Consider the following 21,379-nt stretch of genomic DNA (forward strand, 5'->3'; position numbering starts at 1 on the left):
CCGGCTACCGTAATAATAAAACCATATAAAAAAAGGTCAACCAGAAATATCTGGCTGACCTTATAATACGAAGCGGAGATTTTCCGATTAACTGCTCTAAATAAGACAAAATCCAAGGATTTAGCTAATATAACCGGAAAAGCTTCCCTTATTTTAAGGGAAATATGGGTATTTCCCAATTTTAGCGGAATTGCTCCGTTTATTTTACAATATAGTGATATCAACATTCAGCAATAACAGCGCCAAAAAATTAGTTAATTATTTTTATACTTGTTATAATCAAATTATTCTGACTATGATATCAGGGCATTTATAATTGAGCAAAGGTCAATGTGAGAGGAATAAAGTTAAATAGCGACCTGCACAAAGATTTAATTAGGTGGAAAAAATTAGTATTCCTTATTCATTAACTCAATTTAGAAAAGGACGAATTGATTATGGTAGAAATAAGAACCCCGATTCAAATAGGAGAAGCAGTTGAAAAGGTTATGAGATTTGCCCGCTTTGGAGAAGTGGAGGAAATAAAGCTTGAACAAGCTTATGGAAGATATTTATGCGAGGATTTAATTGCAGACCATGATGTACCTCATTTTGATCGTTCTGGGTATGACGGTTTTGCGATTTGTTCAAAGGATTCACTAACAGCTAGCAGTCACGAACCTGTTGTTTTTGAAGTCATTGAAGAAATCGGTGCTGGTTATGTTGGAACAAAAGAAGTGAGACCATTTCAAGCAGTCCGTATTATGACAGGTGCACAAATGCCAGATCTTTGTGATACTGTTGTCTTACTTGAGTTAACAAGGGAATTTGAGCAAGACGGAAAAAAATACATGGCCATCGAACGTTCCTATCAAGCGGGCGACAATGTAACTTTTAGAGGAGAAGATGTAAAAAAAGGAACTATACTAGTTCCTAAAGGTACATATATAAATCCTGGTGTTCAAGCGTTACTGGCAACATTCGGCTATAACCAGGTCAAAGTTGTAAAAAAGCCTCTTATTGGCATTTATGCAACAGGAACTGAACTGTTAGATGTTCATGAGGAACTTGAACCCGGGAAGATTCGGAATAGTAATGCACCTATGTTGCATGCACAAATTGAACGTGTGGGGGCGATTCCTTATTATTTTGGCAAGTTGGCCGACAATTTTGAAGACTGTTATAAAGCTATTACAAATGCAATAAACCAGGTAGACCTTTTGATTACAACAGGTGGTGTTTCTGTTGGTGACTTCGATTATTTACCTGCCATTTATGAAAAGCTTGGTGCACGTGTATTATTTAACAAAATTGCTATGCGTCCAGGAAGCGTCACGACAGTTGCCGAATTGAACGGCAAATTATTATTTGGGATTTCAGGGAATCCTTCAGCTTGTTATGTTGGATTTGAACTTTTTGTAAGACCCATAATTAAAACTCTCTTTGGTTCAAAAAAGCCTCATTTAAAAAAAGCAAGGGCAATCTTACAAGCAGATTTTCCAACTTCAATTTCATTTACCCGTTTAGTTAGAGGTTATTTGTCTTTTACCGAAAAGGGGTTAGAAGTTATGCCAGTTGGAGTTGATAAATCAAGTATGGTGTCAACACTTGCATCAGCAAATAGTTTAATAATATTGCCGGGTGGGCAGAGAGGTTTCAAGACAGGTTCCTCAGTCGATGTGTTGATTCTTGATGATGTGGAAGGCAGCGAGTGGCCTTGGTAAGGAACGCTTATAGTTGAATTTATCCGTTAGGAAGTATAAATTTGAGAAAATTTATACTTTCCTTATTAGCCAAAAAAGAAGCTGCTGAAAACTTCCAGCAGCCTTCTATTTAAAAGGTCTCATACATTATTTTTGCTGTCTGTTAACTTGGTAACTTGTTAAAAAGGAACTGGCTTATAGCAAGTTCAAATTAAAATTGGTTGTTACTTAAAAGTTAATTTAGCAATCTCAGTTCCATTTTTAACCTCACCTGATTTTAACGGTAATATTTCAGCGATTTTTTCATCAAAGTTCGGGAAAACAAGGACAGAAATGATTTCTTTTCCCTTATCCTCAATATAGGAAAGATCAAAACTACCGATGTGGTCATTCACACTAACTATATCTCCAGCATTAATTTTGATATTAAATCCTTCACCTTTTAGTTCAACTGTTTCAAGTCCTAAATGTAATAGCATTTCAAGGCCATCTTCCGTTACCATTCCAATTGCATGTTTAGTAGGAAACACTTGTGTAACCTTCCCATTTACAGGAGAAAAAACCTCGCCGTTCGTTGGAATAAAGGCTAGCCCTTCGCCCATCATTTTCTGTGAAAAAACGGGATCCGGAACACTTCCTAAAGGAATAAGCTCGCCCTTTAAAGGGCTATGGATGAATATATTTTTTTCTTTTTTACTTTTCTTAAAAAACATCATTTCACACCTCAATGTCTATCTTTCACTATTTATATAATCTAAATATCCAAATGCCAATGCTTCTACCACAATAAAAAAGGAAGAGGCGGATCGTACCCACCAATTTTTCGGAATAGGATTCATCGTACTGGAAGCATATAAATTAAAATCAGCATGTCCTGACAACCAATTACTTTTAAAATTAGTAAGGGAAATCATTTTTGCACCCTTAACTGCAGGAATATCAAGTAATCCTTGTAAGTTTGGATTCTCACCGGATAGAGAAAACAGAATAATTAAATCTTTAGAAGTTAACTTTTCAATTATAAGCCTATATTCATTTGCTTGGGCCATTGCAGGAATAATTTGAACAGGTTTGCCAATAAGCAGGAATAATCGTTGCAGTTCTGCAGCTTGATTTTTCTGTGCTAAACCTGTAGAAATGACATAAATATTTTCACTAGTATCAATTGCTTTATAAATAGGTTCAAAGTCCACACTATTTAAATAGTCTAACGTTTTATTGACATCATAAAGAACCTGTTCAAATAATTCATTTGGTTTAAGTTCCTCATTTGGGCTGGCATTTTCCCACTTTACAAAGTTTTTAAATTCACTGTAACCACTAAAGCCTAATTTTTGAGCAAATCTTAATACAGATGATTTGGATGCTAAACTATTTTTAGCTAACAGATTAATACCCATGTTCCCAATTTTATCTTTATTAGCTAGAACGTACTTAGCAATAGTAAAATCAGTATCACTCAAATACTCATAATTTTTATTAATTAACTTTTCAAGATTCACAAGGAGATCCTCCTAATTTAATTAAAACAGGCAACAGGGTATGAAAACACCTCATACCCTGCTACTTTTAGCAAACCCTTTTTCCTTAAGAAAGTTCCGGCCAAAAATCCTTGTTTTCCTCGATAAGATCATCTAAAATTGCCTTTGCAACACTTGCACTTGGTACTGTCTTTGACAATGTGATGGCCTGCCAAAGTTTTTGATAGGATTTTTCTAAATAAGCTTGAACGACTAATTTTTCTACTGATACTTGTTGTTCAATCAATCCCTTTTGGAATTGAGGAATCGTCCCAATAGATAATGGTTCCACACCTGCTTTACTTACTAAACATGGAATCTCAACCATTGCAGTTGGATCAACGTTTGCAATCGCCCCATTATTAGGAACAATTAATAGCATTCTTTCATATGTGTTGTAGGCAAGCGCTCCTGCCAATCGAACGATGAATTCCGCGTGTTCCCCGGCTTCAATACTTGTTCCTTCAGCGGTACCGGCTTCGGCAATTCGTGTACATTCGGCAAAAACATTCTTTTCACGATGATCCATCACTTCGTTTGCCCGTGTATGTTCTGGGTTTGAATGTTGTACTACATAGTCAGGGAATAAATAATATTTTAAATACGTATTTGGTAGTGTATCCGGGTCTACAGCGTATACGTCCTTAGCTTTAGTAAATGTATCCATCCAGCTGGATTCCGCTAGCAGTGGATTATTAATCCCATCATTTTTAGCCCCATACCCCCATTGTTTTACATGTTCTTTCAATCTTGGCATTAAGTCATTGCCTTCTTTATCATAAAGCTCAGTCCACCAACCAAAATGGTTTAGTCCATAATACCGTTCAATCATATCATTCTCAGATTCCAACCCTAAAATGTCAGCCATTGATTTTTTAATGGCAACCGGCATATCACAAATATTAATGATTTTCGAGTTAGGACGTAAGATACGTGTAGCCTCTGCAACAATCGAAGCTGGGTTAGAGTAGTTTAACATCCAAGCACTCGGTGAATACTTTTCCATATAATCAATTAATTCAATTACTCCTGGAATGGAACGCATACCATAGGCCATGCCGCCAGGTCCACATGTTTCTTGGCCAACGACCCCATATTTTAATGGGACCTTTTCATCTTGTTCACGCATTTTTAGACCACCAACACGAATATGTGCCATTACGAAATCAACATCTGTAAAAGCTTCCTCGGGATCTGTTGTTGCTGTGAATTCAATTTTAGGAGCACGTTCCTTAATGATAATTTCACATGCCTTCGCAACGATATCTTGACGTTCTTTATTATTATCGTAAAATTTTAATTTCCGTAATGGAAATTTATCTTGATTTTCAATTAACATCATTACAATTCCAGCTGTATAAGTACTTCCCCCACCAGCAATTACTACAGAATTTTTTTTCATTTTAAGTCCCTCTTTCCTTATTGTTGTTATGTCTTAGTGTATAAATATTTCTTTAAGGTGAGTATACTGCGATTTTCCCTTCATCGTAATAGTTTGGAAAGATGATGGGAAAGGTTTCACTCATTGGGAGATTTCATTAACTTCTAACATCCTATATTTCTATCCAACACTTTTAATCTTTTCTTCTATTTTATCTCGAACTTGACCAACTGAGAGTCCAACTATTACTTGGATCGCTTGTTTATTCCGAACTAAGCCATGTGCTCCATGTTTTCTAAAAACTTGTTCACTTTCTAGTTTTTCAGGATCTTTTACTGTAACACGTAATCTCGTTGCACAGTTTGTAATATCTTGAATATTTGCAGCGCCACCTAAATCTGCTAAAAAGTATTCTGCTAATTGTTCAAAAGAAGTGTCTCCACCTGTATTTCCTAATTTCTTTTCTTTATAATCCGCTTTCGTATATAACTTGCTTTCTACATCATCAGACTCTCTGCCTGGCGTCAAAATATTAAACTTAATAATTAGATATCTAAATAAAACCACATAGATAACGGTAAATCCTAAACCAATACCTATTTGAAGCAGCCAAGTGGCCCAGTGATTTTGCCAGGTACTTGCCCAAGTGATCGAGAAATCGAGTAAGCCGTATATGAAGTTACCTGAAACACCAAAGGCATACATAATTGCAGTCATTAAACCGGCCAAAATAGCATGTATTAGAAATAAATAAGGAGCAATGAACAAGAATGTAAACTCTATTGGTTCTGTTATCCCTGTAATTACTGCAGTAAATGCAACAGGTAAAATTAATCCAATTGTTTGTTTTCTTTTCTCAGGTCTACTTGTAATGATCAGTGCGATTGCTATGCCCAAGCATCCAAATACTTTGGAATTCCCAAATAAGGTAAAACCACCCTGAGGAAATAACTCTGTCATTGATTTAGTCGAATTTGCAAACTCTGCTACATGAGAAAACCAATAAGCTAGAAGTCCCCCATTTACTGCAGCCGGTCCATAGGCAAAGGGTTGCCAGATAAAATGGTGTAAACCAGTTGGAATCAGAATTCTTTCTAGAAAACTGTAAAGCCCTACACCTATAGCTCCAGATGTTTTTAATAGCCCTTGAAGTGAAAAAATCCATTCTTGAATATGTGGCCAGACAAGACAAGTTAAAAATGCTACTGGTATCATAACTAAGAATCCTACTATCGTGACCAAGGCGCTTCCTTGGAAAATTGCTAAAAGGTCTGGCAATTTTTTATCATAAAAGCGTTCATGAAGCCAGATTGTAATTCCTGCAATAATTAATGCACCAACCATACTCGTATCAAGCGTTTTAATACCTGCTATACTTGCTAATCCGCTATATCCGCCTACATCCTTGGAGAAATCCACCCCAAAAGTTGAACCAGATGATGATAATAATGAATTGATAAATACATTAAAAAACATATAAATAACGAAAGCTTCCAGTGCTGCCCTGCTCTTAGATTTCTTTGCTAAACCAATAGGTAAACCGATCACAAATAAAAGGGGAATATTTTGAAATACAACGTAACTCCCATCGAAAATTAATTTCCAAAATGTATACCAAATGGTACCTTTAGCAGCAATACTTCCAACCATTTGCTCATTTAATAAAGTGTTGCTGAGTCCTAGTAACAATCCCATAGCCGGCATAATCATTACTGGAATAAACATGGCTCCACCAAATCGCTGCAATTTCTGCATCATAATGAATTACTCCTTATAGTTTTTATAAGAAAGCGCTATCTCTAGAGCCATTATAGAGTTGCATGATGATTCTAACAATCACTTATCAATAACTTGGGAAAAGTACCAGATAATGAAACAAATAGACTTAGAAAATTGAATATAACTTTTAGGAGTAGTTCTTGACTATTAATCAAAAAGTTCTACAGGAATGTGACAGCCATGAGCCTCTTGCGGGCTGCAGGCAAAGATGAAAAAAAAGTCCTTCTTGTTCATGCCGTGCACTTTCTAGCTGTTCAGGCTGAATCACGGTATCCGTTAGTAAGTACTCCGCCTTCATCAAACTGCCTAAGAACGCTTTTTCAGCCATACTCATTCCTCTTCACCTGCCGTTAGATCAAGTTGGAATCCACATGGAATATCTCTTCCGGTACGAACGCTTTCAGTTGATTTTCTTGACATTGGTACTGCTTGTTGGGGTGCCTGTTTGGCATCAATATCTGCTACGGTCAGTAATGATTCATTTTCCCAGTTTCTAAGAATCGCAACTATATAGTTGAGCCTACGCTTGTTATTCGCTCGGAAATGATACAGTCCATGATCGGTTTCCCGCCTTTATGCAGGTTATATTCCCCCCAGTATTTAATTGCCAGTTCTCTAGTTTCCGGATTATAGCGAATCAACTGATGCTGCTCGGCAAATCGTTCCATTAACGAATGAACAGTCTCCATCGAATAGCCCAAATGAAAAGCCATTTGCTTCTTCGTGATTCGATAGATGCCAATTTGCGTTGTTTTTGAATTTGTCAGCAGATAGAGGTAAAAATACTTCTCCTCCGGGGTCATCTCTTCCACAACGGGATTGTCCCAAAATTCAGTTCGCACCATTCGATACTTTGCCATCTTCAACCACCATCCTTGTTTATTGGAAAACTCTATTCAGACTCTATTTATGGTTTGGTGAGGAAAACGGATAGGGTGGTTTTCATAAAAAGGTGGATATTTTGTGACAATAATTTCTTTTACGTAGCGTAAAACGGGGGTAAAAATGCCAGTCACTACGAATAATGTCAAATAGAAGCAAAACTCGCACTTTGTTAACCTTTATGGATACTATTTTTTTATATCAAAGTAGATGGGATCGCTGCAGGCGGTTCTTTAAGTATTTACAACTATCAACTAAGTTTTCTTATGTCTGCGCTAAGTTACAACTATTGCAAAAGTACAATAGTTTTGATATACCAGTTATAAAACACGATAAACAGGTGATGAAAAATGGGACAGGAAATATTCGGTAAATTCTTATTGTCTATTATAAAAATGTCGGGTGTACTCGGTGGTGATAAGTCTTTTGTTGAAGGGCTGACCCCAAAACAATTGCATCTTTTAATGGAAATTGGTTCCAATACCTTCCGTCACGGAGATTTGGCTGGCATTCTTGGTGTGGAGCCTTCCACGTTGACAAGGACTCTGGATCCACTTGTGAAATCCGGCCTGGTGGAAAGGCAGCACAACCTGGACAATAGAAGGGAAGTACTTATCAAACTTACCGGAAAGGGCTTGGAAACAGTAGCGAATGCTCATGAGAAACATCATCAGTTATTTGCCGACATTTTAAAACAAGTTCCAGAAAACAAGCGAAAGCAAGTAGATGAAAGTGTGGCTATTTTGTTGGAGATAATCAAGAAGACAAACGTTAAGCATTAAAAAATAGAACGGCTGCCTGGATATTGAATAGAAGTTTCATTTTCAGGCAGCCGTTTTTATATAAAATAATTGTATAAATACAACAATTGTTTATTGACAACGGATAAAAATGATTTATATTTGTATATATACAACATTTATGATTAAGCAATTAAATAAGGATCTATGTTATAAAATCAACAGCAATAAAATGGGTCTAGTCTGCGATGTTACTGGAAAATTTGAATCATATTGCTTGCAAAGGCGGGTGTTTATAAAGATGGAGTAGTTTTTCTTAGTGAAATTAATTAAAAAATATTAATTAGAGGGGAATCTATATGAAGTTATTATTACGTGTAGTTGTCTATGTCATGACATTCGTTTTATTTTTTGGAGGGATTGGTTTGTATGGATATATTCGCACCAATCAGGAATATTGGAATCCTGCTAGACAAACACCAATCCCTGCTTTACAACGCGTGAGTGTACCGGAACATAATCCAAAAAAACCAACAGTAGCTGTGATTTTATCCAATCAGACCACCGAAGTGTTTGATTTTATGGTTCCTTATGAAATGTTTGCGATGACTGAATCTTATAACGTTTATGCAGTTGCTCCGGACAAAAATATGAAAACACTCTCTGGGGGTTTGGATCTGATTCCGCACTATTCTTTTGATGAACTGGATCGATTATTAGGAAGAAGTCCAGACCTTATTGTAATCCCCGCCATGCCTATCGTTGACGAAGTAAAGTATAAACCTGTCCGGGAATGGATTCAAAAACATTCTGATACAGAATTGTTAAGCATATGCGCTGGAGGGTTGAATCTGGCGGATGCAGGTCTATTAAAAGGGAAAGAAGCAACAACTGACTGGAAAAGTTTTGATTATCAAGAAGTTACTAAATATCCTGATATAAAGTGGAGAAGGGATTTGCGTTATGTCGTAGACGGGAACATTGTTTCTTCAGCAGCAATTACCTCTGGAATCGATGCAGTCCTCTATGTGATTTCAAAGCAATTAGGTGAACCAATGGCAGAGAAAATAGCAAATAAGCTCCATTACCCTTCTTATCATTTCGTAAAAAATCCAAAGATTGATCCATATTATGTGGATGGAAGTGAATTGATTTATACGTTCAACACAGCATTCCAATGGCACAAAAAGACCGCAGGGGTATGGTTGTATAATGGGATGGATGAGGGGGCACTTACCACGATTTTTGATACTTATGCAAATTCTGGAACAACAAAAATCTACACCGTCTCAAATGCCAAGCAGCCTATCGTTACGAAGTATCACCTTAACCTAGTTACTCGATATTACACGTGGAATGTGCCGAAGCTAAATCGAATGTTCGTTCCGGGGGAAGAAGCGGAGTCTTTAGCTGCAGAAGAAGTCAAGGATTGGAACGTAAGGGATAACAAAGTTAACCTCGAGTTTATTCACAGCGGCTACTCAGACAGATTTATGTTTGATGTTACACTCGAAGATTTAGCGAAGCAAGAGGACGTCCTAACCGCTAAATATGGTGCCAAGCGAATAGAATATCGTGCTAAAAATCTAAAATTCCAAGGCAGTCCGTTTTCCTATGAATCTTTCGGGATACCCGTTTTAATCAGTTTAGCTGCAATGCTTACGGCTTTCTTTATTGATAAACGATTCATTCGAAAAAAGAAGAAAGTGCGTCAATCATTAGCACTTTGATCAGTCGAATCTTCGCTTTTTATGTACCTTATTGTTGTTCCATTGGTTTATGTGGGAACTATTTTTTATCTCAAAGTTTTCCGAAATCTTTTTGCGTATAAATCCTTGGGGAGGGTTATCTTATGAATTCTTTTCTTTTGAATTGGGCCATATTTATTTTTATGGCTGGCCTTATACTATCTTTGCCACTTGGAGCGGTATTTTACTTGAAAAATAGTCAACTAAACGATTTTTTTACGAATCCGAGAAAACTTAAAGCGGCACATTTGGATTATATTATGCAATCATTTTCAATAGGTTTGGTCTTGCTATTAGAATTTACTATGAATATTCAATTGCCTATATATATGGTTATACCTTTAGCATTTGGAACGTTTTGTAACCCGTTTATTTTTTTATTAGAAGCCACTCCATTATATAAAGCAAAAGTCAGCAAAATCATTTATCGAATACTTAAAGTCATAAGCCCTGCATCCTTATTTTTTGCTTGGATTGCCATTATGATCACAGCCTTGCCTGCTTATATTTCTTGGTTGCTGCTATTATTCGCACTTATGATTGGATTAGGAATCATAAAAAATAAAAAGAAACTTGCCATCAATACAAAGGATACTCCATTGAAAAATGAAATTATTGAATAAATAAAAGGAGTGCCTGGCACCACCCGAACCTTGTCGAGCAGAATTCGACAAATAGCGGGTAGTGACAGCACTTGCCTTTAAAAAGGCGGTTAATCCTTCCTGAATCAACGCCACCTTAGCCAATAAAGCCTCCAATAATCGCTCCTCCGATTACTCCTAAGCCAATGATTGGTAAATAGGCTTTTGTAATAAGTGCGTCTGGGAGGCTAATTAACAACCCTATCAAAATTCCTTTTGTCCAACCATATAAAGGAAGAACAGTTACTGATATTAAGAAACCAATCGTAAAACGATTTATAAATGAACCAATAATAGCAGTACGTTTATCTTCAAATTTCATCGGAAGCATTATTAGTACAGATAATAAACCAAATATTAGACCAGATATAATTCCTAAGAAAATGCTATTCATTGATATTTAATATCCTTTCTTAACTAACTCATCAATCGATATGATTCTTTTAGAAGAACTAAAAACTCTTTATTTAGTTCGTCTACACTATGAAATCTAAAGTTATTATGAAATCTGTTTTTGGAAACTTGTTCAATCTTAGTTATCTTCTCGTGTTCAATTTGATGGCTTGTTACTAAATTAAAATCTAACCATTTCTTTTTTGGGTGAACTCCTCCAAAGGAAGATTTATTCAAAAGATGTATAGAAGTCTTTTTTAACTCAATTTCAAAAGGTCCTATTTCTTTCAATGAATCAAGTATTTTTGAATATATTTCATAAACATTAGATGCCTTATTTGAGAATAATTCATCTTCTAACATATTGTCCTCACCTACACTTTCACCTTAACATATTAAATTATATTACCTTTATTTTGCTTCTTTTTACTTCATTTTACCATCATCATTATTCCATTAGTCGAGTAGAAGAGAACCTCTCTACCTTACGGTAGCCATTTAAATAGTAAATACTCGATTTTCTCTTTGAAATTGTTAACAGTTTGGGTATTATCTGTGATGCAATAATAGTTGTAATAGCCTATAAGTGAGCGTCTAAATCTATCCATAATTGTATGGATATCTTTATTCGATTAGTCTTCAGCCATTCTTTACTTTCTCTTAGTTTGCCTTGGACTTTCTTCCTGCTAGATTTCCGTTTCACTCGAAATTTCCCTTGTTTGCTTTTCCCGCAATAGTGGGTAAACATCAATTTTGTATGTTTCTTCTTTTCAGAACAAATAATAACTAGGCTTTTAAAATTATTACTTAGGAGATGAAGGCAATGGACACAAAAGATAACTTCTTAACGGGAGCAAAGGTGACCAGCGATAATCAAGTCTATGGCACGCCAAACAGCAAAAGCAAGAATGGCACTGGCGACTCCCCGAATGATAATGCTGGCAGCAAAAAACAAAATCGTAATCGTTAAGCAGGCAGCCAAGTAAGACACATAGGGACGGTTCTTATGCCTCAGAACCACGAAAACCGTCCCTATTTTTCACTCTATTGATAATTTTAATGCCTCTAGATTTTTTTCATAACGCTTATATAGTCCAGTCCCTGTTTTTGTTCTTCGGGTGGATTTCTTGTGTTCTAGGACGTTTTTCTAAAAGATAAAGGCACTACTTTCGCGCACTATCCCTTTCAGAACTTCATTCTTCGGCAAAATTCGCTTGGTAGAATAATCATTGCATAAAAAAACTCTAATAGTATTGAATACTGTTAGAGTTTTTTTCTCATCTTTAAAATATGTTACAGATAAGGATTCAATTAATAGATAACTTGAATCTTGAAAAAAAATCATCCAAAAAAATCGCTCAAAACGTGTTGAAGGGATATTTTACACAGCTTGACACCCTAGTCTGCACCACTCTCCCCTTATGAGAGGGAGTAGTCTCCTTTTCTTCTATCCAAAACAGTGAGGTATTTTTGATCCACTTCATATAATCATTAAAAGCCTCTTTTAGTCCATATTTAGGAGTGTAGCCTCCGTCTTGTTGTAGTCGCTCAATCACTAATCTGCTGGCATCTTTCGGAGCGAAGTAGTCGATATTGGCTTCGTCTGGATTGTCAACTACACAATAGCGGAAACTAGGAAACTCCTTTTCTAGCAGTTTACACCAATCCTCCACGCTCCATTGCTGACCTGGGCCAATATTATATAGATCAAAGTGCAAATCATGATGTTGCATCAGATGCACAATGGCATTGGCAACATCACGGCTGTAGACCCAATCTCTCATACCAGGCCATGGCATCAAAACATCCTGATTAAAAAACGCAAGCCTCGTTGCCTGAAACGGTCCCGAAAGAGTGTGCCTAATACCTGTATAACGCTCCCACGGTCCAAACACTTGACCGATTCGTACCACTAATACTGATAAACCAAATAACTCTTTATATCTAAGTACCGTTCTCTCCGCTGCATACTTTGTGATCTCATATAAAGATCTCGGCGTGGGAATAGAGTCTGTTTCAGATAGTCTATTATCGGAATAAGCAGTGTCACCATACACGGATACGGAACTTAAATAAACAAATTTCTCAATCCCATGTCTTCGGGCAGATTCCAACACTTCAACCGTCCCCATATAATTAACATTCGTAACATCCTTACTCGATTGTTGTTCTCTTTTAAAATCAGGTGTCATCACGGCAGCATGAATAATCGTCTTAATGTTATATTTTGCAATGACGGAGTCTAATCGTTCACGATCTAATACATTTCCTTCCACAAATTCATAATGTCCACGTCGGCCCTTTAAGGACGGGAGAGCTTCATCCGGCACTGGAAGAGTCGCATAATTTACAACATGTAAATTTTCATCCAGGAGTCTTTCTGTAATATTAATCCCTACAAAGCCGGAACCCCCCGTTAGTAAAACCGTCATTTAAATCATCCTTTCTCTTTCATTACATTTTCATTTCTCAACTAGATTAAGCAATGCGGTTAAATCAGCTGAGGCCGATTCTATTAATCGCTCAGGACAATGCTTATATAATGGCGGCGTAGAGATGAGATACCCTTCCATTTCAGCCCTCTGTAAGGCATTCATAATCCCCGGCCATTCTGCGTCACCGCTAAGGGGAGCGGTAAAATCACCTGAGTCATACCGATAATCCTTTACATGGACAGCCACTATTTGGTCCCCGAGCGCGTGGATAAAATGTTCCGGATGGCCGGTTACCATTGCATTTCCAGTATCGAAATAGGCCTTCACTGCGGGATGATTAATTTCCGTAAGAAATCGAGCAAATTCCAATGGACTAGGCAAGAACTTATTACATACATTTTCAACTGCAATGGTCACACCTGCTGCAGATGCCTCAGATGCCAGTAAAGCTAGGGATTCCTGTGACCTTTGATAGACCTGTTCATAGGTAGTATCCCGGCTGATGGTGCCAGGAACAATTTGAATGATCGAGGCTCCTAACTCAGCAGCTATTTCAATCATCTGAAAGGCAATTTCTTCTCCACGTTTCCGCAGGCCTGTGTTTTCTGAGGACAGCGCGTATTGATTATGCAGGCCTGTTGACAATGTTGGCACTTCCAAACCATGTCTTTTTACTACTTCCGCTATCGTCCTCACTTCCGAAAGTGAAGTATTTAAATCGAGATACCCTTCCTTCTCAAGCAGATTAAGTTCTATACCTTCTAGCTCGTAAAATGCAGCCCTCTCCAAAAACCAATCAATCGACCATCTAGTAAGAAAAGGTATATCATGGATCCCTTTTTTCATCGTTATCCCCCATTCCTTCCGCTTCGCTCAAGGCATAAAACGTAATGAACCAAGATTACCTTGAGCGTTATTTTGGCAAAGCTAATGTATGGTATCTACGGGGAAACTTTGCTTCCACCACCTTAAAGAATGTATTTATGAGAGGTTTTTCTGCTGATTTTGTATAGCAATGGATTTGTTAGCGGTATATTCAAGATGTTCATACATCGCATGATAAGCTGCATCCGGATCCTGGTCACGAATTGCATGGAAGATTTTGATATGATAGTTTGCTGATATTTCGTTTTCTCCATCCTCCGTAAAGAGAATGCTTCTTGTTTTTCGAATCCCATGTTTCATCAATTCTTGTACGATCGTGATAAAACTATTAAGAGTAGGATTTTTGGCCGCCTTTAACACACTTTCATGGAAATGAATATCCGCTTGAATGACTTTTTCTAAATCACTGGTTTCCTTAATTTCGTATGCATATGTTCCAATGGCCTTCAAATCCTCTTCTGTTCTTCTTAGGGCAGCCAGCCTGGCAATTCCGGATTCCAGCAATGTTCTTGTTTCAAAAAGATTACTATGACTATCTGTATCTTCTTGTAAAAACATCAGCAAAGGGGCAATGATCCCATTCATGGACGGCTTTTTAAGAAAGGTGCCTTCCCCCGGCTTTACGTACACCACATCGAGTGCTTCTAAAATGCGCAGTGCTTCCCGAACCGAGGTCCTGCTTACATTTAGCTGCTCGGCAAGCTTACGCTCAGGCAAAATTAAGTCACCTGGTTTTATTTTTTCTTCAGCAATTAACAAATGCAGTTGTTCAATGACAAGTTCATAGTTTCGTTTACTCTTTTCAACTGGCTTAAACAATTGGATCCCCCTTGCGTCTGAAATTAGTCTGCTATTTCCGGATTGATTGATTACTATTTTTCTTGCCTTTTAATTCACCAACGATGATTAGGACTGGCAAAACAAAAACGAATAACAAACAACCCCCAACTCCGTATACTAAAAATAAATATAAAAACTCAACTGGAATCACTAATGAGCTGCCCGCAGATGCTTTTGCTATGAAAAAGATCACCATATAGGCAATGACAGACATAATGGAACCAAGGACTACTTTAGGCAACACCATCACCCTCCTTTGATACATTCCGAGCCGTTAGAGATATATAATCAGTATCTTTTTTCGTCAATAGTAAACTACCAACAACTAAGATCACGATAGAAGTAACGATTCCGATAAAGTTTGTATAGATAGACTGATTGAAACCAAAGTAAAGAACGATTACGGAAGTGATTCCTATAATCATCGACCAAAATGCTGCAGTAGGATGAGTCCTTTTCCAATATAATCCTAGAACAATCACAAATATGAATGGAATATTGACTGTTCCATTTAAAACTAACAAGGCCAGCACGCCATCCCCAAAGTTAAGTGCTCCGATCATTCCAATCACTCCCAGTGACACTTGGGTAGTCATACTTAATATAGAGGCCTTTTTAGGAGTCATCTCTTTGTTGCTGTGCTTTTGGTAGATATCAAATATAACGATAGAGGCTAAATTATTAATAGCTCCATCTGCGGTAGAAAAAACCAATGCAAGAGCACCAAGAAAGAATAGGACAGCTGCCCATTCTGGGAATAAATTTGCAACCAATGTCATCGCCGCATCCTGCCCCTTAATTCCAGGGTATAATAAGAAGGCAACCATTCCCATAATAGCCGTACCAACAGCAAATGGAGCCCATGCAAGTGGGAACAATCGAAACGCCCGAGTCACTACTTTGTCATTTTTACCAGAAAATGCAATTTGGTAGAGAATGGGAGAGCCAAAAACAAAACCAACACTCGCAATACAGAAGTCAAGCATCTCTGTTGGTCCCCATTTAACCGCATTTAACATTTCACCACTATTGGCAGACACTTTATTGATTAGTTCAGGCAGAGAAAATGCGTTGACAGACAAGATAATCGCAACTGCAACAGCACTTCCGGCTAAAGCAAGCTGAAAAATTCGGCCATAGATTAAAGCATCGAAACCACTTAATGCTGTATAGATGATCATAACCCCGCCGCCAATAATGATCGCCGTTGATAAGTCAATATCCAGCAATGATTTAAGGACAATTCCTGTCGCTAAAACGATAGATATAATAAACAAGATATTAGAAATAAATAAGATCACGAGCGCAGCCAGCCTTGATTTTTCATCATATCTTTTCCCGATGATTTCAATAAATGTAAGACCTTTAGGATGCAGTTCACGAATCCTTGCTGGTATATTTAAGGGCCAAGAAAAAAGGAATAATGGAATGACGATCCCCAAACCATACCAGATGACTCCCGATATACCACTAGTAAACCCCGATTCTGCCGCAGCGATTAAGGTATAATTGGAACCCCAAATGGCTACTAGTGAAGCCATTAATGGACCTGTCGTATAGGAGCGATCCCCAATAAATTGTTCCTCAAGCGAGTTGTGTCCTGACTTCTGCTTTTTTACATAGTTATAAAATCCCCATCCGATCAGCAACAGAAAGTATATGGTCACCAAAATGGCTGTTGTACTCAATTTATTTTCCCCCTTTTTCAATGCTGCAAGTTAATAGACCATCAAAGTCTGCCTTCCCCATATGAATAGCAATTTTATCTAATCGTTTCTGTAGCTTGGTCGTTCTTTGGTGAGTGGAAGAGGCTGTCTCGATTGTGCCGCCTGTTGCGGTGCAGATATTTTCCGCGGCCTGCATCGCCTATAAATTGTCCATCCTTCACAATCACTTCTCCACGAGATAGAACGTTTGTAATGATTCCTTGCACCTCCAATCCTTCGTAAGCATTGTAATCTACATTTTGATATTGGCTTGCCGAGGTAATGACTCTGGAACCATTAGGGTTCAAAATGACGAGATCGGCATCATACCCAATCGATATATCTCCTTTTTTAGGAATTCCAAATATCTTGGCAGGATTAGTACTGATGATTTCAACAAATTGATTTAATGAAATTCGTCCTTCGTGAACGCCGAAATGATAGAGGATGGAGAAAATATCCTCCAAACCAGGTAACCCATTTGGGATTTTTGAAAAATTGTCCTTGCCCATCGCTTTTTGATCATGAAACCGGAAAGGGCAATGATCAGAACCTGCAACGGAGATCATGCCAGTTTGTAACCCATTCCATAAAACATCTTGGTTCCACTTTTCTCTAAGTGGCGGGGAGCATACATATTTTCCACCTTCAAAGTTAGGTTGGTCTAAATAACTAATATCAAGAACCAAATACTGTGGGCAGGTTTCAGCAAAGGCTTGCACACCACGTTTTTTCGCTTCCACTACTTTTTCCAAAGCCTCCGAACAGCTAACATGGACAATATAAATGGGGGCATTTGCCGCTTCCGCAATGGCCAAGGCTCTCCCTGTCGCCTCTGCCTCCATAATGGTTGGCCGAGTATATCCATGATAGATGGGATCTGTGTTTCCTTCCGCTAATGCCTGCGCAATCATTTCGTCAATAATATCTCCATTTTCAGCATGGACATTGGTGATGACTCCCAGCTCTCCTGCCTTTTTCATGATTTTGTACATTTCAAGATCATTGACCATCATTTCCCCTTTATAAGCCATAAAGAGCTTGATCGAACCAACACCGTAGGTTTCTGCTAAAATTGGCAATTCCTCTAGTACCCTATCGCTGTATTCGTTGATAATGGCATGGAGACCATAGTCGATGACCGATTTTTTCCCCTTTTCGATCCATTCCTCTTGAGTGGCTATCAGGGATGCCCCTTTTTTGGGTTTCGTAAAATTGATGATACTTGTAATTCCACCGACTGCAGCTGCTCTGGTTCCGCTTACAAAATCATCCGCAGTTTCTGTATCCATAAGCGGCCATTCCAGATGGGTATGTACATCAATTCCGCCCGGAAAAACATATTGTCCCTCCGCATCGATGATTTTGTCTGAAGGTTCTGGAGTAATGTCGCTTGAAATGGATGTAATGGAATCACCTTGAATCAAAATATCAGCTTTAAAGGTACTCCCAGAAGTTACGACCATCCCATTCTTAATAATTGTTTTCATCTAAACCCTTCCTTCTTTTGTGGTCTAACGGTATGGCGGTATGGCGGTATACCGGTCTAACCAATACTAATCTTATGAATATTCGGCTAATTAAATGCCTCCTTTTATATAATTCAGTGCATTTTAGGTAAAAAGAGTGCCTGGCACCACCCGAGTCACATTATGATTAAGCATGTCATTCGGGGGAGGGTTCCTGTTTTTTGTAAAATACTGTCCCTTTGAATCCTTAAACAATTTGGTCATTATAAGCAAGACAGCCACACTTCTTATTCCGTTCATGCGCCCGCTTCTTCAAAATGCTAACTACAGCAAAAAATGCCAGGCACCATCCAGAAAATTGGGTGGTGCCTGGCACTTTTTATTCGTTATTTTTTATCATAAAACTTTGTCAAGCCTAGAGGTTCAGATGACGTCAAACCATAAGGACTCATCGTCATCAGGTTCTCCATTATAGTTTATTAGAATTTCTTCTCCAGCTTTTATGTCGATATGTGCATAAAAGTCAATTGTTCTATTGGCAAAGTTGAGTCCATATATGGCATTAGGCCTATAGGAGTGGTTAAATAAAGAACCATATCCTAACGCAAGTGCAACTTCATCATTATCTTGGTCCCACCAGAACACATAGTCCCTCATTATCGTCTTTGTTAAATATTTATAATCTTTACCAGGAGATACAATAACTGGAGCTTCGTGTATCAGTTCACCATTATGAATATCACGGGTTGCAAATATCCCTCTGCCATATTTTGATTCCTTTACTTCAATCATTTTCTCTCTCACCGCCATTTTTTAAAAAATGAATATTATTTTATTAATTTATGCCAGCACGTTCCTATGTGATATGTATTCCCTCTGGACAGTGCTGCCTAGAAACGATACAACTTCTTCCTTCTAGGTTACTTATAAACTGCTGAGCGAAATAAATCGACCGCATTGACACACCTCCTGAAAATTAAAAAAAGATGCCCATTTGGACAGCCTAGAAAAATTTCATTAAGGGTGAGGGGAACACCCCTCTTCTCCTCCAAAGAGCCGATAGGCGACACCAACTTAGTAAAAGGAAAATCAAAAAAAGGGAGCAGCTTGCGGCGATGCCTATGCCTAATGCCCTCAAATCCCACGGTAGTGGGCCACTCTGAATTCCCCCCCTTTTTCCCCTGGCCGCTAGGCCGGTCAATTTCACTTGATACAACAGAAATATCTCTGATTCATTCATCAGAGATATTTCGTTCTTTAGTTAAAACCGCGTCAAGACTTAACGGTTATGAACCTCCCTTAACCTTAATATGCTCTCTTTCACCCTTTGATTAGCGGTTATGAGTCTCTCATAATTAATGACTGTCACTGATTAACAAAAAAAGACAGTGTGAAAAATAGCTGAGTTACCATTTTTTCACACTGTCTACATTATTAAAATCATATTACTATTAAAGTTTAGTAAGGAGTTTTTGCACCGAGATATCTAGTCTTCCAATAGGTAGATGTCATATCTGAGATCGTTACCCCTGTTGAGGCTGCACTGATAAATTTGTTGTTTCCTAAATAAATGCCAACATGGGATGGTCCGAGTTTATAAGTTTGAAAGAAAACAAGATCTCCTATACTTGGCGAAGCCACTGGTGTTGTTGCATCCCATTGTGTTGCAGCAGTCCGTGGTAAGGAAATGCCGACTTTATTAAACACATATACAGTAAAGCCACTGCAATCGAAACCTGCTGGAGTGTTTCCTCCCCATTTATACGGCGAACCTAGATATTTCTTAGCCTCTTCTATCACTCCCTGAACGGCAGATGCTGATGAAGTTACAGGTTTTTGAGCTGCTTCAGTAGCAGGTGCTGGCTGTTGAACCGGTGCTGCTGGATTTGAATTCGTTGTTGAGTTTCCAGTTGTTGCTGTTGAACTAGATGTTACCGGTGCGTTTTCTGTCGTTGCTGGTGCACTGGAAGTTGCCGGTGCGTTTTCCTGCGTTGCTGGTGTACTGGTTGTTACCGGTGCTTTTTCTGTTGTTGCTGGTGCACTTGATGCTGCCGGTGCTTGTCCGGTTGTTGCACCAGAAGTTACTGCAGAATTCTCTGCAGCTTTTGTATTAGAAACTCCCTCTGTAGTACCAGTTGCAGGTACACTTGATGTTGTCTCTGTGCTTTGTGATGAAACTGCAGTTGAAGTGGCTTGAGTGCTCGGTGTTGATACAGCACTTGAAGCTGCTGCTATATTTCCAGTTGTAACTGATTCTGATTTCGTCACAATGGCTGGATTTTCCACACTGCTAACCTCTAACGTCTGTCCAGCATAAATCGTGTCAGAGGATAACTGGTTTATTGCTTTAAGCTGGGACACTGATAGATTAAAACGGGCTCCTATGACTGAAAGAGAATCACCTTTTTGAACTTTATAAGAAGAATCATTTGAATTTGTTCCTACAATTTTTAATGACTGTCCAATTCGAATATAACTTGATGTCATGCCATTCAAACGTTTTAGTTCATCTACGGTTGTACCATTGTCCTTAGCAATTTGCCAAAGACTATCTCCTCGTTTGACAGTGTATGTTAGTGATAGTTTCTGATTGACATAGATGGTATCACTTGAAAGAGAATTCCATTCTTTTAATTGGTTAATAGATACATGATTGGAATTGGCAATTTTCCAAAGGCTGTCACCAGGACGAACCGTATATGCGGGTTCTTGTGCACTTGCTGTGGCTCCAAAAGCAGTAAGGACGAGCCCAGCTGTTGCAGCTGCTGTTACTAGATTTTTCTTCACTGTTTTACTTCCTACCTTTCATTATTTTGCTCCAATAAGACATAATAATGAAATAACCAACAAAAAAACATCCACCAAAAGTGGTAGTTCGTTTTTAATCTACTAATATGAATACAGAATTGGTAGAATCTATACTTTTTATTACAAATAGTATATTAATAACTATACAGGAGGAATAATGAAATCGAGGAAATCCTATGTTTACGCCTTGCTTTATGTAATATAATTGTAATCGATTTGTAATATTTAATTATATGACAAAGTGTGACAACAACCGTTTTCATCAAAGTAAGCTTGTTATTCCTAGGAAGGGATGACCGGTCTGGAATGCTCTAGTTTTCACCAAATTTAACCATTATATCTCTCTGATAAGAATTGTTGTCCTTAATTAAGTAACCAGTGAAAGTAAAATAAACCAGCTAATAGTTTGTCAACATTTTTCATTTAAATATCTTTTTATTGTGTGGTATTCTAAAAATAAGCATGCCAAA

21 protein-coding genes and 1 pseudogene are annotated in these 21,379 nt (G+C 37.9%); 5 read left to right on the forward strand and 17 right to left on the reverse strand.

The genetic code is table 11. The features are described 5' to 3' along the window. Window positions 1-437 precede the first annotated feature (437 nt). A complete protein-coding gene (gene glp / locus ACFPA1_RS22570; RefSeq protein ID WP_378585791.1) occupies window positions 438-1,703 on the forward strand; it encodes a gephyrin-like molybdotransferase Glp in 1,266 nt (421 codons plus the stop codon). A 203-nt stretch (window positions 1,704-1,906) separates the two neighbouring features. On the opposite strand, the gene ACFPA1_RS22575 is transcribed toward glp, so the two are convergent. The 7 genes and pseudogenes from ACFPA1_RS22575 to ACFPA1_RS22605 form a co-directional block, all read right to left on the reverse strand. Further along, window positions 1,907-2,398 (reverse strand): PTS sugar transporter subunit IIA, encoded by a 492-nt coding sequence (locus ACFPA1_RS22575; protein ID WP_378585793.1) that lies wholly within the window; start codon window positions 2,396-2,398, stop codon window positions 1,907-1,909. A 15-nt stretch (window positions 2,399-2,413) separates the two neighbouring features. Then, window positions 2,414-3,184 (reverse strand): MurR/RpiR family transcriptional regulator, encoded by a 771-nt coding sequence (locus ACFPA1_RS22580; RefSeq protein WP_378585796.1) that lies wholly within the window; start codon window positions 3,182-3,184, stop codon window positions 2,414-2,416. Between the two features lie 85 nt (window positions 3,185-3,269). Next, window positions 3,270-4,604, reverse strand: a complete 1,335-nt coding sequence (locus ACFPA1_RS22585) for a 6-phospho-alpha-glucosidase (RefSeq protein ID WP_378585798.1) — start codon at window positions 4,602-4,604, stop codon at window positions 3,270-3,272. A 159-nt stretch (window positions 4,605-4,763) separates the two neighbouring features. Next, on the reverse strand, window positions 4,764-6,341 hold the full coding sequence (locus ACFPA1_RS22590) for an alpha-glucoside-specific PTS transporter subunit IIBC (RefSeq protein ID WP_378585801.1): 1,578 nt from the start codon (window positions 6,339-6,341) through the stop codon (window positions 4,764-4,766). 172 nt (window positions 6,342-6,513) lie between these two features. Beyond that, complete coding sequence (locus tag ACFPA1_RS22595; protein WP_378585804.1) at window positions 6,514-6,690, reverse strand: hypothetical protein; 177 nt, start codon at window positions 6,688-6,690, stop codon at window positions 6,514-6,516. 2 nt (window positions 6,691-6,692) lie between these two features. Beyond that, a complete protein-coding gene (locus ACFPA1_RS22600) occupies window positions 6,693-6,914 on the reverse strand; it encodes a DnaD domain protein (protein ID WP_378585841.1) in 222 nt (73 codons plus the stop codon). Next, window positions 6,899-7,222, reverse strand: a pseudogene (locus ACFPA1_RS22605) (DNA replication protein DnaD); the annotation flags it as partial. The pseudogene ACFPA1_RS22605 and the gene ACFPA1_RS22600, both read right to left, overlap by 16 nt. Before the next feature lie 372 nt (window positions 7,223-7,594). Between ACFPA1_RS22605 and ACFPA1_RS22610 the strand changes: the two are divergent. The 3 genes from ACFPA1_RS22610 to ACFPA1_RS22620 all read left to right on the forward strand — a co-directional run bounded on the left by ACFPA1_RS22610 (window position 7,595) and on the right by ACFPA1_RS22620 (window position 10,355). Continuing rightward, window positions 7,595-8,026, forward strand: coding sequence for a MarR family winged helix-turn-helix transcriptional regulator (locus ACFPA1_RS22610; RefSeq protein ID WP_378585806.1), 432 nt, complete (start codon window positions 7,595-7,597; stop codon window positions 8,024-8,026). A gap of 317 nt (window positions 8,027-8,343) precedes the next feature. Beyond that, complete coding sequence (locus ACFPA1_RS22615) at window positions 8,344-9,714, forward strand: DJ-1/PfpI family protein (RefSeq protein ID WP_378585809.1); 1,371 nt, start codon at window positions 8,344-8,346, stop codon at window positions 9,712-9,714. A 122-nt stretch (window positions 9,715-9,836) separates the two neighbouring features. Beyond that, window positions 9,837-10,355, forward strand: coding sequence for a hypothetical protein (locus ACFPA1_RS22620; RefSeq protein ID WP_378585812.1), 519 nt, complete (start codon window positions 9,837-9,839; stop codon window positions 10,353-10,355). 115 nt (window positions 10,356-10,470) lie between these two features. On the opposite strand, the gene ACFPA1_RS22625 is transcribed toward ACFPA1_RS22620, so the two are convergent. Beyond that, window positions 10,471-10,767, reverse strand: a complete 297-nt coding sequence (locus ACFPA1_RS22625; protein ID WP_378585814.1) for a hypothetical protein — start codon at window positions 10,765-10,767, stop codon at window positions 10,471-10,473. A 23-nt stretch (window positions 10,768-10,790) separates the two neighbouring features. Continuing rightward, window positions 10,791-11,129, reverse strand: a complete 339-nt coding sequence (locus ACFPA1_RS22630; protein WP_378585817.1) for a DUF5655 domain-containing protein — start codon at window positions 11,127-11,129, stop codon at window positions 10,791-10,793. 460 nt (window positions 11,130-11,589) lie between these two features. Between ACFPA1_RS22630 and ACFPA1_RS22635 the strand changes: the two genes are divergently transcribed. Then, window positions 11,590-11,736, forward strand: coding sequence for a hypothetical protein (locus ACFPA1_RS22635; RefSeq protein WP_378585819.1), 147 nt, complete (start codon window positions 11,590-11,592; stop codon window positions 11,734-11,736). 388 nt (window positions 11,737-12,124) lie between these two features. Here the strand turns inward: ACFPA1_RS22635 and ACFPA1_RS22640 are convergent, their stop codons facing one another. The 8 genes from ACFPA1_RS22640 to ACFPA1_RS22675 all read right to left on the reverse strand — a co-directional run bounded on the left by ACFPA1_RS22640 (window position 12,125) and on the right by ACFPA1_RS22675 (window position 20,888). Next, complete coding sequence (locus ACFPA1_RS22640; RefSeq protein ID WP_378585821.1) at window positions 12,125-13,198, reverse strand: NAD-dependent epimerase/dehydratase family protein; 1,074 nt, start codon at window positions 13,196-13,198, stop codon at window positions 12,125-12,127. Between the two features lie 30 nt (window positions 13,199-13,228). Then, on the reverse strand, window positions 13,229-14,047 hold the full coding sequence (locus ACFPA1_RS22645) for a sugar phosphate isomerase/epimerase family protein (protein ID WP_378585824.1): 819 nt from the start codon (window positions 14,045-14,047) through the stop codon (window positions 13,229-13,231). A 135-nt stretch (window positions 14,048-14,182) separates the two neighbouring features. After that, window positions 14,183-14,905 (reverse strand): FadR/GntR family transcriptional regulator, encoded by a 723-nt coding sequence (locus tag ACFPA1_RS22650; RefSeq protein WP_378585827.1) that lies wholly within the window; start codon window positions 14,903-14,905, stop codon window positions 14,183-14,185. Between the two features lie 31 nt (window positions 14,906-14,936). Further along, a complete protein-coding gene (locus tag ACFPA1_RS22655) occupies window positions 14,937-15,167 on the reverse strand; it encodes a hypothetical protein (RefSeq protein WP_378585830.1) in 231 nt (76 codons plus the stop codon). Next, the gene (locus ACFPA1_RS22660) at window positions 15,160-16,614 is read right to left on the reverse strand and encodes a sodium:solute symporter family protein (protein ID WP_378585832.1); all 1,455 of its coding nucleotides are present in this window, start codon (window positions 16,612-16,614) and stop codon (window positions 15,160-15,162) included. Before ACFPA1_RS22660 ends, ACFPA1_RS22655 begins: the two co-directional genes overlap by 8 nt. Window positions 16,615-16,688: 74 nt before the next feature. Beyond that, window positions 16,689-18,122 (reverse strand): dihydropyrimidinase, encoded by a 1,434-nt coding sequence (hydA, locus tag ACFPA1_RS22665; RefSeq protein ID WP_378585835.1) that lies wholly within the window; start codon window positions 18,120-18,122, stop codon window positions 16,689-16,691. 402 nt (window positions 18,123-18,524) lie between these two features. Beyond that, on the reverse strand, window positions 18,525-18,893 hold the full coding sequence (locus ACFPA1_RS22670; RefSeq protein ID WP_378585838.1) for an SET domain-containing protein: 369 nt from the start codon (window positions 18,891-18,893) through the stop codon (window positions 18,525-18,527). Window positions 18,894-19,559: 666 nt separating this feature from the next. Next, entirely contained in the window at window positions 19,560-20,888 is a 1,329-nt protein-coding gene (locus ACFPA1_RS22675; RefSeq protein ID WP_213146145.1) for a C40 family peptidase, read from the reverse strand. Window positions 20,889-21,379: the final 491 nt, after the last annotated feature.

The organism is Neobacillus sp. GCM10023253 (genome assembly GCF_042653105.1).
GTDB classification, from domain to species: domain Bacteria; phylum Bacillota; class Bacilli; order Bacillales; family Cytobacillaceae; genus Neobacillus; species Neobacillus citreus.

What these genes read in the sequence shown, in the direction of transcription:
- glp (WP_378585791.1), top strand. Translation starts at nt 438, where the DNA reads ATGGTAGAAATAAGAACCCCGATTCAAATAGGAGAAGCAGTTGAAAAG.
- ACFPA1_RS22575 (WP_378585793.1), bottom strand. Translation starts at nt 2,398, where the DNA reads ATGATGTTTTTTAAGAAAAGTAAAAAAGAAAAAAATATATTCATCCAT.
- ACFPA1_RS22585 (WP_378585798.1), bottom strand. Translation starts at nt 4,604, where the DNA reads ATGAAAAAAAATTCTGTAGTAATTGCTGGTGGGGGAAGTACTTATACA.
- ACFPA1_RS22590 (WP_378585801.1), bottom strand. Translation starts at nt 6,341, where the DNA reads ATGATGCAGAAATTGCAGCGATTTGGTGGAGCCATGTTTATTCCAGTA.
- ACFPA1_RS22595 (WP_378585804.1), bottom strand. Translation starts at nt 6,690, where the DNA reads ATGGCTGAAAAAGCGTTCTTAGGCAGTTTGATGAAGGCGGAGTACTTA.
- ACFPA1_RS22610 (WP_378585806.1), top strand. Translation starts at nt 7,595, where the DNA reads ATGGGACAGGAAATATTCGGTAAATTCTTATTGTCTATTATAAAAATG.
- ACFPA1_RS22615 (WP_378585809.1), top strand. Translation starts at nt 8,344, where the DNA reads ATGAAGTTATTATTACGTGTAGTTGTCTATGTCATGACATTCGTTTTA.
- ACFPA1_RS22620 (WP_378585812.1), top strand. Translation starts at nt 9,837, where the DNA reads ATGAATTCTTTTCTTTTGAATTGGGCCATATTTATTTTTATGGCTGGC.
- ACFPA1_RS22625 (WP_378585814.1), bottom strand. Translation starts at nt 10,767, where the DNA reads ATGAATAGCATTTTCTTAGGAATTATATCTGGTCTAATATTTGGTTTA.
- ACFPA1_RS22630 (WP_378585817.1), bottom strand. Translation starts at nt 11,129, where the DNA reads ATGTTAGAAGATGAATTATTCTCAAATAAGGCATCTAATGTTTATGAA.
- ACFPA1_RS22635 (WP_378585819.1), top strand. Translation starts at nt 11,590, where the DNA reads ATGGACACAAAAGATAACTTCTTAACGGGAGCAAAGGTGACCAGCGAT.
- ACFPA1_RS22640 (WP_378585821.1), bottom strand. Translation starts at nt 13,198, where the DNA reads ATGACGGTTTTACTAACGGGGGGTTCCGGCTTTGTAGGGATTAATATT.
- ACFPA1_RS22645 (WP_378585824.1), bottom strand. Translation starts at nt 14,047, where the DNA reads ATGAAAAAAGGGATCCATGATATACCTTTTCTTACTAGATGGTCGATT.
- hydA (WP_378585835.1), bottom strand. Translation starts at nt 18,122, where the DNA reads ATGAAAACAATTATTAAGAATGGGATGGTCGTAACTTCTGGGAGTACC.
- ACFPA1_RS22670 (WP_378585838.1), bottom strand. Translation starts at nt 18,893, where the DNA reads ATGATTGAAGTAAAGGAATCAAAATATGGCAGAGGGATATTTGCAACC.